Origin of the sequence: Bradyrhizobium dasycarpum (assembly GCF_042019905.1) — a bacterium.
Classification (GTDB): domain Bacteria; phylum Pseudomonadota; class Alphaproteobacteria; order Rhizobiales; family Xanthobacteraceae; genus Bradyrhizobium; species Bradyrhizobium japonicum_B.
In genome coordinates, this window is record NZ_CP169574.1 from 1949053 (window position 1) to 1961172 (window position 12120).

Sequence of the window (12120 nt, forward strand, 5' to 3'; positions counted from 1 at the left end):
CTTGTCTAAGCAGCGAGCTGCGGCCTGAAGAGAACGTCGACCGCATAGCTGGTCGCGCCGAAGGTGTTGGTTGGAAATAGGCTGCCGGATCCGTACGCGTAGACGCCGTTGCCGCCGCTCGACGAGGACGACGGCGCCGTCAGCGGTCCGTTCGTCACCGCATTGGCAAACAGGTTTGGATCGTCCGAATAGTTGCCGGCAGTGTGGTAGGAGGCGACATAGGTCGTTCCTGCCGTGATCGTGACCGGCGTCGCAAAGTTGACCTGCTGCCAGCCGCTCGCCGTCTCGTTGGTAAAGGAAGCAGTGGCCAATAGGCTCCCCGTGCTGCTCCAGAGATTCGCGACGTGCTGCCCGGTGTTGGACGGGCCCTTGTAGAAGCGGAGACCCATGATGTCTCCCGAAGTGGACGCTTGGAACTTCATACCAAGCTCGACCGAGTTCGGGTCATTCACCGTCACAATGCTGGGCGTTGGATTCGAGCTGAACAGGCTTACGGTGGTTGCCGACGGCGCACGAACAATTACGCTCACATCGGCATTTGCCGAACCGCCCCGGCCATCGGAAACGGCGTAGTTGAACGATGCCGGTCCGGTGTATCCGCTGCTGGGAGTGAACGTCACCGTGTTGTTCTGAGCACTGAAGCTGACGGTGCCGTTGACGGCGCCGCTGACGCCGGTGATCGTCAGGGCATCCCCGTTCGGATCGGTATCGTTTGCGAGGAGCGCCGAGCCGGAAATGCTGAGCGGGACGCTTTGGGTCGCGTTGAAGCCGCTGTCGTTGTTGACGATCGGCGACTGATTCGTGCCGCCGCTCGCATTGCTGAACACGACATCGACCCAATAGTTCGTCGCGTTGAATGTGCTCGTCGGAAACAGATTTCCCGTTCCGTAGGTGTACACACCATTGTTGCTCGCGGAAGCCGTGAGCGGCCCATTCGTGCGTTCGGACGTGAAGTAGTTTGACGTAACCGCATAGCGGCCGTTGCTGTGAAAGCTCGCGACGTAGGTGGTTCCGGCCGAAATCGAGACCGGACTGTTGAATACGAGGCTTTGCCAACCGCTGCTGGTCTCGTTGGAGAAGGTTGCGCTCGCAAGGAGCGTTCCCGTGCTGCTCCACAGGGAGCCGGTATGGGTGCCTGTGTCGTTCGCACTCTTGTAATATTTGATCCCGGTAATCGTGCCGGCGGCGGAGGAAGTAAACCGTACTCCCAGGTTGACCTGAGATGGATCGGATGTCGACAGCACCGAAGGAGCATCGGAAGCCGAGAACAAGCTGACGGTCGAGGAGACTGTCCCCACCGCAATGTTGAACGTCTCGCTGGCCGTGAGGCCGCCGAGATCAGTTGCGACGGCTCTCACGCCGAACGTGCCGACATCGGCCGAAGTCGGTGTACCGCTGAACGTCCGAGTCGAGGCGTTAAAGGTCAGCCAGGCTGGCAGTGCCGAACCGTCGGCGGCGGTAGCGCTGTAGCTGAGTGAATCGCCGGTATCCACGTCGGTGAACGTGCCCGCCGGCAACGTCAGCGAAAACGCCGAACCTACCGTTGCTGTTTGGTTGTCGGTCTGCGCCGCCAGCACCGGCGCATCGTTGGCGCCGTGGATGGTGACCGTGAGCGTGGTCGAGGATGTCGCACCGGCGGCATCACGCATTGTGTAGCTGAAGACGTCCGTCAGTGTGTTGGTCGAAAGCCGCAAGGCTTGAATGGCGGGGTCAGTTTCATTGACCGTATAGGTGAAAGCACCTGAAGCATTGAGCACAAGGCTTCCGTGTGCTCCATTTAGCGCCGAGCCCAGCGTGCCGGACGTCGAACCGAAGCTGACCGCAGTCACGGCCTTCGTATCGCCCGCGTCCGGATCGGTGTCGTTGGACAGTACGTTTCCCGTGGCGGGTGAGCCGCCAGTGCCGTTATTGACACCGCCCTTCTCGGTTGCGTCGCCCGCGTCGGTGACAGCGTTTGGCGGCGCGTTCGCGGTCGTCGTTACGACGATATTGAATGATTCGCTTGCGGTGAGGCTGCCGAGATCCGTTACAGTTGCCTTCACACCCAGCGTGCCGACGTCGGCTGACGATGGTGTACCGCTAAACGTTCGGGTTGATGCGTTAAAGGTGAGCCAGGCAGGAAGTGCGGAGCCGCTAGCCGTTGTCGCGGTGTAATTGAGCGAGTCGGCGGAATCGACATCGGTGAAGGTGCTCGCAGGCAGCGTTAGCGAGAACGCCGAACCCACTGTTGCGGGTTGGTTGGCGGTCTGGACCGCCAGCACCGGCGCATCGTTGGCGCCATGGATGGTGATCGTGAGCGTGGTCGAGGATGTCGCGCCGACGGCATCACGCATCGTGTAATTGAAGACATCGGTCAGCGTGTTGCTCGCAAGCCGCAGCGCCTGCACGGCGGGATCGGTTTCGTTGACCGTATAGGTAAAGGTGCCTGAGGCGTCGAGCACGAGGCTTCCATGCGCGCCATTCAGCGCGGAGCCGATCGTGCCGGAGGTCGAACCGAAGCTGACCGCAGTTACGGTCTTCGTATCGCCCGCGTCCGGATCGGTGTCGTTGGTCAGGACGTTTCCCGTGGCGAGCGAACCGCCGGTACTGTTATTGACGCCGCCCTTCTCGGTGCCGTCGCCGGAATCGGCCACAGCGGTCGGCGACGTGTTCGTAGCGGCGGATCCATTAAAGATCACATCGACGAAGTAATTGGTCGACTTGTAGACGTTGGTTGGGAATACGGCTCCGGTTCCGTAGGCATAAACGCCATTCCCTGTGGCGGGAGCGCTCAGCTGACCATTGCTGATCGACGCGGTGAAATAGCTCTGAGTGTTCGAATAATTGCCGTTGGTGTGATAGGAAGCAACGTATGTCGTGCCTGCGGTAATGGCTATCGGGCTCGAGAAACTGACCTGCTGCCAACCACTGGCTGTCTCAGACGCGAAGGTCGCCGTGCCGAGCAGCGTTCCCGTCGAGCTCCAGAGATGCGCGACGTGAGTACCTGTGTTCAGCGACCCCTTGTAGAAGCGCAGGCCGGTTATCGTCCCGCTGACCGATGCGCTGAACTTGACGCCGACCTCGACCGGGCTGGTGTCGCCCGAATTGGCCACGCTCGGCGTGTCGTTGGTTCCGAACAGGCTCTGCGCCGATATCGGATAGCTGACATTGAGGAAGACCTGGCCCGTTCCACTGGCACCCGCGGTGTCCGTGATCGTGTAAGCGAACTGGGCCGTTCCCGCGTAGTTTGCGGCTGGCGTGAATGTCACCGTCTGAGACTGGACGTTATAGCTTACGCTGCCATTGGCCGGGTTGCTCACGCCGCTGATCGAAAAGGACAGACCGGCCGGGTCAGTGTCATTGGCGAGCAGAGCCGATGCCGGAATGTTCAGCACGCCGTTCTGCGTGACCGTGAATCCGCTATCATTATTGGCTTGCGGCAGCTGGCTCGTATTCCTGAAGACGACATCGACCCAGTAATTGTCACCATCCTTCATCGAGATATTGGAGGGGAAGAGCGGACCCGGTCCGTAGGCGTAGACGCCGTTCAGGCCACTCCCTGTCGCTGTCAACGAGCCGTTGGTGTGACCTGGGTTGTCGAAATAGAAGTCTGTCGTGGAATAGTGGCCGGTGTTGGTATGATACGAGGCGATGTAGGTCACTCCGGCCTGTATATGGACCGGCGTCGCGAAGTTGACTTGTTGCCAACCGCTCACTGTTTCGTTGGTGAATGTTGCGCTTGCAAGCAGCGTGCCGCTCGACGTCCAGAGATTGCCGAGATGCGTTCCCGTATTCTGGGCGCTCTTATAGAACCGGATGCCTGTAATATCACCCGGCGTGGCGGTGACGAACTTAACTCCGAGCTCCACGGCAGCGGCGTCCGGCGTATCGACGACCGCCGGCATGTCCGTTGGACTGAATATCGTCAGGTTCGAAGAAGGGGTCACCGTGTAGGCAACGCCGCCTCCTGGGGCTTCGAGGTTCAAACTATCGTCAACGGCCCTGCTCCGAATCGTCAATTGCCCCGGCGCGCCTGCGGCAAACGTATAGGTCCAGGTGGCATTGGACACTCCGACGGTGCTGTTGGCCGGATGCCAGGTGCTGCCGCCGTCGGACGAAACCTCAACACCGCCGATGAGCCCACCGGCATCGCTTGCCGTTCCGGTCACGGTGATGGACTGCCCCTCCACGACGCTCGTGGCGGAGAGATTGGTGATCGTGGACGTTGGGTCGGTGTGATCGGTCGATTGGCTCGCAATCACCAGGCTGGCCTGCAGCGTCGCAGGCTGCACGCCCATGTCGGCGAACAGGTTGACCATGGCCTGTTGGACGTTCCGATCGGTCGGCGTCTGGGGCGCGATGTTGTACTGGTCATGATCCGACGCAAGGCCCCAGGACCAGAATACCGTACCGGCGCCAAAGACAAGAGCACCACTCACCGGGTCACGAAACTGAACCAGATTGTGAGTGGCTGTACCGTTGCCGGTGGTGTTGCCGTAATCGAGCAGGTATTTTGTGGTTTGCACAGTGGTCGAGGAGACACTCACCAGACCGGCCGGGCGGAAGCCGTTGTCCGGTGACGCATCCCATTCATAGCCGAGCAGGTTTGGCGTCAGAGACGCAGTCTGGCCCTGAGCAGTCCCGGCAATCGGCGCGTTGCGCCAGAGCCTCAACTGCGTCATCCCATACGGGATCTCGATCGCGCCGTAAGAATCCCCGTCCACCTGGAAGACCGTTCCGGTCAGCGCGTTGGAGGGGATACCTGACATCCCTCCGGTCGATGCAAAGCGCGCGTCCATGAACGTTCCCGTCGCCGTCCCTGTCGGGTCGATCAACTGGTTGGCATGGGTATCCTTGTACGAGATCAAAGTCCGATTGGCGGTCTGACTGGGATCAATGCTGGCAGCCAGCCTGGTCTGCCAGTACACCTCGTTGCCGCTCAGAAAGGCCAGATTGACACCGGCACGGCCGGCCGCCTGGACGTTGGCGAACTGGCTGTCGGTCCAGTATTCGTCATGACCCACATCCATATAGATCTGGTGATTGAGCAGCAGCGATCCGTTGGTGGCAGCATCGATGCCTGAAATGTAGGAAACGTCGTATCCGTTCTGCTCGAGCCAGTAGATCGCCGGATACTCGGCCGAGAACACCATGTCGTTGGAAGAGCTCGCGAACCCGCCGTCGCGCGTCGTGATCGGACGATTGTAGCTCACGGCGTAAGCGGAGCCGCCCACGCCAGGCCCGTTGCCGAAGTAGAGATTGGCCCCGCCCCAGGGGTTGTAGGCCTGCCAGGTCTGATCGGCGGTCTGGAACACGATCGCGCTTTGCGATGCATCATTGCGGACCACAAATGGAATTTGAAACACCTGCGTTCCGTCGATCACGTTGGCGATGTACACGCCAGAAACCGCGTCGGTCGGCACGTCCCAGGTATCGGTCACGCTCCAATTGCCGGCATCGACGAGGCCGGTCGAGCTGTCTTTCAACGGCGCCGGTTGCACGACGGAGGTCGCCGCCTGATGCTGCACCGTCGTAATCAGCCTGGCACCGTTGCCGCCGTAGTAGCCAAGCCGGTAAATGTCGATGCGATAGTTCGGCGTGCCTGTTTGGTTATCGACCTTGAATTGGACGGTCCCGCCGACATTGGTGCTTATCGCCGTCGTGAACCCCTGGATTCTGGTCGAGTTTGCGCCAACATCAATCTGCCAGATATTTGGCGATGTGCCTGGTTTCTGATTTTCCAGTACGATCGGGTTCGTGACCGGGTCTGCAACGACCGTGCCGCCCTGCCCGTCACTTGCAAAGGTCCAGTTCGTATCCTGGCCGGAGAACAGCAAGGTGACATTGCCGGATCCGTTGCTGAAATCGACCGTGCTGATGTTTGAGCTCCGGTCGTATTGGACGGATGCTGACATCGTCGACGTGAAGGCGAAATCCCTGAGGTCGATCAGATTACCGGCTGAAAGCGGCCGATCCGGCGACGAACTTCCGATCAGGCTATGGAATTGGGCAGAGCGATCGAGCACCAGGGTGCCGACGTCCGTCTCGAAGGAAACGGTTATGCCAGAGTATGAACCGTTGACGAGGTGCCCGGAGACCGCCCCTCCGATCTCGAGAACTGATCTGTCGGCAATCGCGAAGTCACCCGCTCCCCGGACGTCGCCCTTGAAGTCCGCTGCAGCACTCCCCGCACCGCCGGACGGTCCGAGCTTTATGCTGCCGTTGTTGATGGTGTCACCTTCAACGACAAAGGAAGCCTCTCGTCCGCGCGCAACAGTCGCACCCGCATCGACGGTCAGGCTGCCGACATCAACATTGACCGTGGTTGTGACGACATAAGATCCCGGCGCGTCGATGATGGCGGCGGACCCGGCGTCCGGCATGCCGCCACTCCAGTTCGCAGCGACGTTCCAATAGCCGCCGCTCGAACTGATCCAATGCGTCGCACCGGTCCTGGAACGTGAAGGCCCAATCGCGCCCCGCAGATCGGACACCTGCCGGGCGGCTAAACCGCCGCTCCAGGACGCATTCCAGGGCGGCACTCCCGACGGGAGCAGATCACTCTCGCTGGAATCGCTCTCCGCCCAGAGGAGAGGCCTTGCTCGATAAAAAACGCTCGCCTTTTGATATAACATGGCCAGCCTACCAATTCGCAGGTAAAGCATTTAAATTAAATATGCGGCGCCGGTCAATTATTTAAAACAAAAATCACAGATTTAAATCAGCGTCGGCTGCGACGTCGGTAGGCATCCCGGGCAAGCGCAGGAGTTCATTCAGATACCTGCCGTATCCGCTCTTCTCCAGCGGCTGAATCAGTCCGCGAAGCTGATCTTGACTGATGAATCCCTGGCGAAAGGCGACCTCCTCAACGCAAGCCACCTTCATGCCTTGCCGCTTTTCCAGCGTTTGGACGAACGTCCCTGCATCGATAAGCGACTCGACAGTGCCCGTATCCAACCATGCGAATCCCCTTCCCATGCGCTCGACGTGGAGAGTGCCGGCCGCGAGATAGCGCATTTGCAGATCGGTGATCTCGAGTTCTCCCCGGGGGGACGGCTCAACCCTGCGGGCATACCGCACAACCCGGTTGTCGAAAAAATACAGACCGGTGACGGCCCAGTTCGACGTCGGCCTTCTCGGCTTCTCGTCGATTCGTAGTGGGCGGCCGGCGTCGTCAAACGTAACAACGCCGTACCGTTCAGGATCGCGCACGTGATACGCGAACACGGTTGCGCCTTCCTCGCGGGCCGCGGCTTTCACGAGCAGTTCGCGCAAACCGCCGCCGAAAAAGATGTTGTCCCCGAGTACCATCGCGACGCGATCAGTTCCGATGAAATCGGCGCCTACAATGAACGCTTCAGCAAGCCCGCCCGGGCGCGGTTGTTCGGCATAGCTGAGCCGGATTCCCCACTGGCTTCCGTTCCCGAGCAATCGCTCGAACTGGGATCGGTCCGCCGGGGTCGTGATGATCAGGATCTCGCGGATGCCTGTCAGCATCAGTGTCGACAGCGGATAGTAGATCATCGGCTTGTCATAGATGGGCAGCAGCTGCTTGCTGACCACACGTGTGATCGGGTAGAGCCGTGTTCCGCTGCCGCCAGCCAGGACGATTCCCTTCAGCATCGGTGTCTGCTCCTTCGACAAGTTGGTCGAGACAGGTTTCGAGAGAATGGCGCCAGCAAGGTAATCGAATTCCAAACACGCGTTCTGCTTTGGATGAGTCCAGGCGCGAGTTTACAGGCCTGCGCGCAGCGCTCGGATACTGCGCTGTCGTGATCGCTTCCAGCGTCGGCGGTCGCCCTCCCCGACGGGATAAACCATCGAAGATTGCCTCGGCAAAGCCATGCCAAGTCGTTGTTCCCTGGCCGGCCACATGGAAAATGCCCGCCGCTGTGCGGCGGTCATCGGCGAGCGACCGCTGTGCGATTTTCAGCAGCGCTGCGGCCAGATCCGCGGCCGACGTCGGGCTTCCGTATTGGTCGCAAACGACCCTTACGATCGGGCGCGTTTCGGCCAGCCGCAACATTGTCCGAACGAAGTTGCTGCCTATCGAGCTGTAGATCCACGACGACCTGACGACGGTTGCCAGCGGATGCGCCGCCAATACGGCCGCCTCGCCGGCCAGCTTTGATGCACCGTATGTGTTCAACGGCGCCGGCACGTCGGCCTCGTCGTAAGCCTCGCGCTTGGCGCCGTCGAAGACGTAATCGGTGGACAAGTGCACAAATGGAACGTTCCTCTGCCATGCAATATCCGCCAGCGCAGCCGCGCCGTCGCGATTGATGCTGAAGGCCTTTCCGATCTCGGACTCCGCCAGGTCCACAGCCGTATAGGCCGCGGCATTAATGATCATGCAGGGGGCGATCGAGGCGACCGTCCTGTCGATCCCGTCCCGGACCTCAAGGTCGAGTTCCTCGCGTCCGAGGGCCACCGCAGACAGGCCGCGAAGAGCAGCGGCATCACGAAGGCAGCTGCCCAATTGGCCATTTCGACCAGCAATCAGAATCGGTCGTTCGATCATTGGCAGCCTCAGTGTTGGGTGGCTGGAAGGCCAAGACGCGAGCCGTCGTAAACCATGTTGCGAGCCCGCGCCCACCAGGCGCCGCTGGCCAGATACCATTCCACCGTCTCGGCGAGACCTTGTTCGAAGCTTCGGGTCGGCCGCCAGCCCAGCTCGCTGCGAGCTTTGGACGCATCGATCGCGTAACGTGCGTCGTGTCCCGGACGATCCGGCACGAACGAAATCAACGATCGCCTCGCTGCTGGCCCGGGACGCAATCGATCAAGCGTTTCACAAATCTGGGTGACGACTTCCAGGTTTGAGCGTTCGCTGTCGCCGCCGAAATTATACTTCTCTCCGGCCCTGCCATCGCTTAGCAGCCTGATCAGGCCTGCTGCGTGGTCCTCGACATGAAGCCAATCCCGCACGTTGCTTCCGTCGCCGTAGACAGGCAACGACTTGTATTCAATCGCGTTGAGAATCGTCAGCGGAATGAGCTTTTCCGGGAATTGGAATGGTCCGTAGTTGTTCGAACAGTTCGACACGATCACCGGCAAGCCATAGGTCTTGTACCAGGCGAGCGCCAGGTGGTCCGAGGCCGCTTTGCTCGCTGAATAGGGAGAACTCGGCCGATAAGGGGTATCTTCGCGGAAGCAGTCGGCCGGCCCCAATGAACCGTACACCTCGTCCGTCGACACGTGTATGAACCTGAACTGTCTCTTCCGCTGACTCGACAGCCCGTCGTAATATCGCCTGGCTGCCTCCAGTAGAGTGTAAGTGCCGACAATGTTGGTACTGATGAACGTTGCCGAGCCGGTAATCGACCGATCGACATGGCTTTCGGCCGCCAAGTGGATAACCGCGCTCGGCTCCCATTTGTGGAATAAGCGAGTGACCGCCTCCTGATCGCAGATGTCGTGCTGCTCAAATCGATAGCGACTGGTACCGTCGATGGAGGCCAATGAGGCCAAATTGGCTGCGTAGGTCAACTTGTCGACATTGACGACCGAGGCCTCAGCTTCCAAGGCCAATTGGCGGCAGACCGCAGACCCGATAAATCCCGCTCCCCCCGTCACCAGAACTCGCATGAGACGTCCTCTACTCAAACACGGAAGCAAGCTGATCGAAGGTGGGAAGCGCTCGATCCTTCGGCGAAAGCTGGGCCTCTGCGGCCTTCACCGGCCACTCAATTGCCAATTCCGGATCGGCCCAGTAGACGCCGCCATCGTGCTCCGGCGAGTAGACTTCATCGACTTTGTAAAGGACGGTGGTTTGAGGCTCGAGCGTACAGAAGCCGTGAGCGAACCCTTTAGGAACGAGCAACTGCTCGTCACTCTCGCTATCCAGCTTGACCGAGACGTGCTTGCCGAACGTCGGCGACCGGCGCCGCAGATCGAGCACCACATCAAGGATCGCTCCTCTCAACACGCGAACGAGCTTGGCCTGCGCGAAGGGAGGCCGCTGGAAGTGCAATCCGCGAACCGTGCCGACCCGCTCCGAGCATGACTGATTGTCCTGGATAAAGTCATGAGAAATCCCATTTTCCGCAAACGCAGAGCGACGGAACGTTTCGCAGAAATAGCCCCGCGTATCGGAAAAGCGCTTTAATCGGACGACCTTTACGTCCGGAATCGCCAAACTTCGCACTTCCAGCATCACCGCACGCTCCGATACGCAGCGCTATCGCTCGGACGATCGGCCTGATCCCCCAATGTCCTGAACCGAGCGCTTCGCCAACCAGTTCCGCTTCGCTCCGTTCGCGGTAGACATCGTTTCAATCGGCCGTCGTACCTTTCCTCATTTCAATCAATTATCTCACAATTAATGTCAAAGCCAGATTTAATTGGCAATACAAATTTTATCCTATATATTATTTTAAATGTGACAGCGGTCCAATATCCGCCGCGGATTACTCCCGCGCGATTGCCGACAGCCGAGAGAAATGTCCGATGCTGCAGACCAATACGCTCCAGAACGACGGGTCACGTCTCCCTCCCCCCATTCAAATGCAGCTGAACCGACAGAACACAGAAGGCATCGGCGAGCTCATTAAATTTGCGCTGGTATTTATACGGCGGCAATACCTCGTCGTCATTTTCGTCACTGTCCTCGCAGGTGCCGCCAGCCTCGTTTACCTGAGATTGGTCTCGCCGGCCTATACCGCGCAGGTTCAGGTCCTGTTCGAAAATCCAAGGGCGCAGTTCCTTCAGAAACAATCGCTTCTTTCCGAACCGCTCCTCGACGTTACCCAGATCGAGACGCAACTGCAGATCATCAAATCGCAGGCGACCGCTGCGACCGTGATCAAGCAGTTGAAATTGGCCGATCACCAAGACTTTAGGGAGGGACGGTCGCTGCAGTCCTGGTTAATGGGGTGGCTTCAACGATGGCGGTCGGGTCCGTCAGAAGGTGCGCCACCTGCTTCGCGGGAGCGGCCCTCGGAAGCAACGATTGCAAGCTTCCTGGATCGCCTGTCTGCAGGTCGAGTTGGCTATAGTCACGTCATTGAAATCGCATTCACCGCGAGCGATCCAGCGCTGGCGGCAGAGATCGCGAACGCTATTGCGAGAGCCTACATCAATGATCAGCTCGAGGCGAAATTTGAAGCCACGCGAACTGCAACGAGTTGGCTGCAGGAACGGCTGCGGAGCCTTGGAGAGGAGGCGCTGACCGCCGAACGTGGAGTCGAGGCCTACAAATCTCAAAATAACATCGTATCGCCCGGAGGAAAGCCGATCGACGAGCAGCAGATCACAGAACTCAACACCCGGCTGGCTACCGCTCGCGCGCAGAGTTCAGAAGCCGCGGCCAAGCTGTCGCGCTACGAAGCTCTCCTTGGCGTCGACCCGGCAAAACCATCCTCGATCGGCAATCTGGACGCCATCGGCTCCGACGCGATGAACAGTCCGATCATTACATCGCTACGCCAGCAGTATCTCGAACTCGCCAGGCGTGAGGCCGAATTGTCCGCCCGCGTCGGCCGAGATCATCTCGCGGTGGTCAACGTTCGAAACAGGCTGCGCGAATTTCGCGTTTCCATTCTGGACGAGGTTAAAAGACTTTCCGAGATCAGCCGCAGCGAAGCCGAACTTGCAAAGCAGCGGCAGCAGGAGATCGAAAAACGTCTTTCCGTGGCCATTGCGCAGTCGCGCCTCACGAACTCAGCAGAGCTGACGATAAGAGATTTGGAAAGTCGAGCGAAGAGTCTGCGGGCCCTCTACGACACATTCCTTCAGCAGCATATGGGCTCGGCGCAGCAGGAGACCTTCCCGATCTCAGAAACCCGCGTCATCTTCCCCGCTTCTGCCGCTCAAACCAAGAGCAAACCGAAAGCGAAGATCGTGCTGAGCTTCGGTCTTCTGGGAGGGCTCGCGCTGGGACTGCTCCTCGGTTTCGTGCGAGACGTCATGGATCGCGTTTTCCGCACGTCATCACAGCTAGAGGCAGCGCTGGACCTGCCGTGCCTATCCCTCGTGCCGATCCAGAGTTTGCCCAGGCAGCAAAGGTCGGCGGCTCGGCCGCAGCAGGCACAGGAAGCCCCGAACCAACGCATACTCCCGAGCGCTCCGGACATTTATCGCGCCGTCGTGAGCATGCCTCTCTCGGTACACTGAGGCGATCCGATCGATCAAGATCGCGAT

The 12120-nt window shown here is 59.6% G+C and carries 6 protein-coding genes; 1 reads left to right on the top strand and 5 read right to left on the bottom strand.

The window, feature by feature from the left end:
- Window positions 1–5: 5 nt before the first annotated feature.
- The 5 genes from ACETMP_RS09765 to rfbC all read right to left on the bottom strand — a co-directional run bounded on the left by ACETMP_RS09765 (window position 6) and on the right by rfbC (window position 10135).
- A complete protein-coding gene (locus ACETMP_RS09765; RefSeq protein WP_375160765.1) occupies window positions 6–6362 on the bottom strand; it encodes a DUF4082 domain-containing protein in 6357 nt (2118 codons plus the stop codon).
- A 325-nt stretch (window positions 6363–6687) separates the two neighbouring features.
- Window positions 6688–7602 (bottom strand): glucose-1-phosphate thymidylyltransferase RfbA, encoded by a 915-nt coding sequence (gene rfbA / locus ACETMP_RS09770; RefSeq protein ID WP_375160766.1) that lies wholly within the window; start codon window positions 7600–7602, stop codon window positions 6688–6690.
- Window positions 7511–8500 (bottom strand): dTDP-4-dehydrorhamnose reductase, encoded by a 990-nt coding sequence (rfbD, locus tag ACETMP_RS09775; RefSeq protein WP_375160767.1) that lies wholly within the window; start codon window positions 8498–8500, stop codon window positions 7511–7513. Before rfbD ends, rfbA begins: the two co-directional genes overlap by 92 nt.
- An 8-nt stretch (window positions 8501–8508) precedes the next feature.
- Window positions 8509–9567, bottom strand: coding sequence for a dTDP-glucose 4,6-dehydratase (gene rfbB / locus ACETMP_RS09780; RefSeq protein ID WP_375160768.1), 1059 nt, complete (start codon window positions 9565–9567; stop codon window positions 8509–8511).
- 10 nt (window positions 9568–9577) lie between these two features.
- Window positions 9578–10135, bottom strand: coding sequence for a dTDP-4-dehydrorhamnose 3,5-epimerase (rfbC, locus tag ACETMP_RS09785; protein ID WP_375161875.1), 558 nt, complete (start codon window positions 10133–10135; stop codon window positions 9578–9580).
- Between the two features lie 293 nt (window positions 10136–10428).
- Between rfbC and ACETMP_RS09790 the strand changes: the two genes are divergently transcribed.
- Window positions 10429–12093 (top strand): GumC family protein, encoded by a 1665-nt coding sequence (locus tag ACETMP_RS09790; protein ID WP_375160769.1) that lies wholly within the window; start codon window positions 10429–10431, stop codon window positions 12091–12093.
- The last annotated feature ends 27 nt before the right edge of the window (window positions 12094–12120 follow it).

What these genes read in the sequence shown, in the direction of transcription:
- rfbD (WP_375160767.1), bottom strand. Translation starts at nt 8,500, where the DNA reads ATGATCGAACGACCGATTCTGATTGCTGGTCGAAATGGCCAATTGGGC.
- rfbB (WP_375160768.1), bottom strand. Translation starts at nt 9,567, where the DNA reads ATGCGAGTTCTGGTGACGGGGGGAGCGGGATTTATCGGGTCTGCGGTC.
- rfbC (WP_375161875.1), bottom strand. Translation starts at nt 10,135, where the DNA reads ATGCTGGAAGTGCGAAGTTTGGCGATTCCGGACGTAAAGGTCGTCCGA.
- ACETMP_RS09765 (WP_375160765.1), bottom strand. Translation starts at nt 6,362, where the DNA reads ATGCCGGACGCCGGGTCCGCCGCCATCATCGACGCGCCGGGATCTTAT.
- rfbA (WP_375160766.1), bottom strand. Translation starts at nt 7,602, where the DNA reads ATGCTGAAGGGAATCGTCCTGGCTGGCGGCAGCGGAACACGGCTCTAC.
- ACETMP_RS09790 (WP_375160769.1), top strand. Translation starts at nt 10,429, where the DNA reads ATGCTGCAGACCAATACGCTCCAGAACGACGGGTCACGTCTCCCTCCC.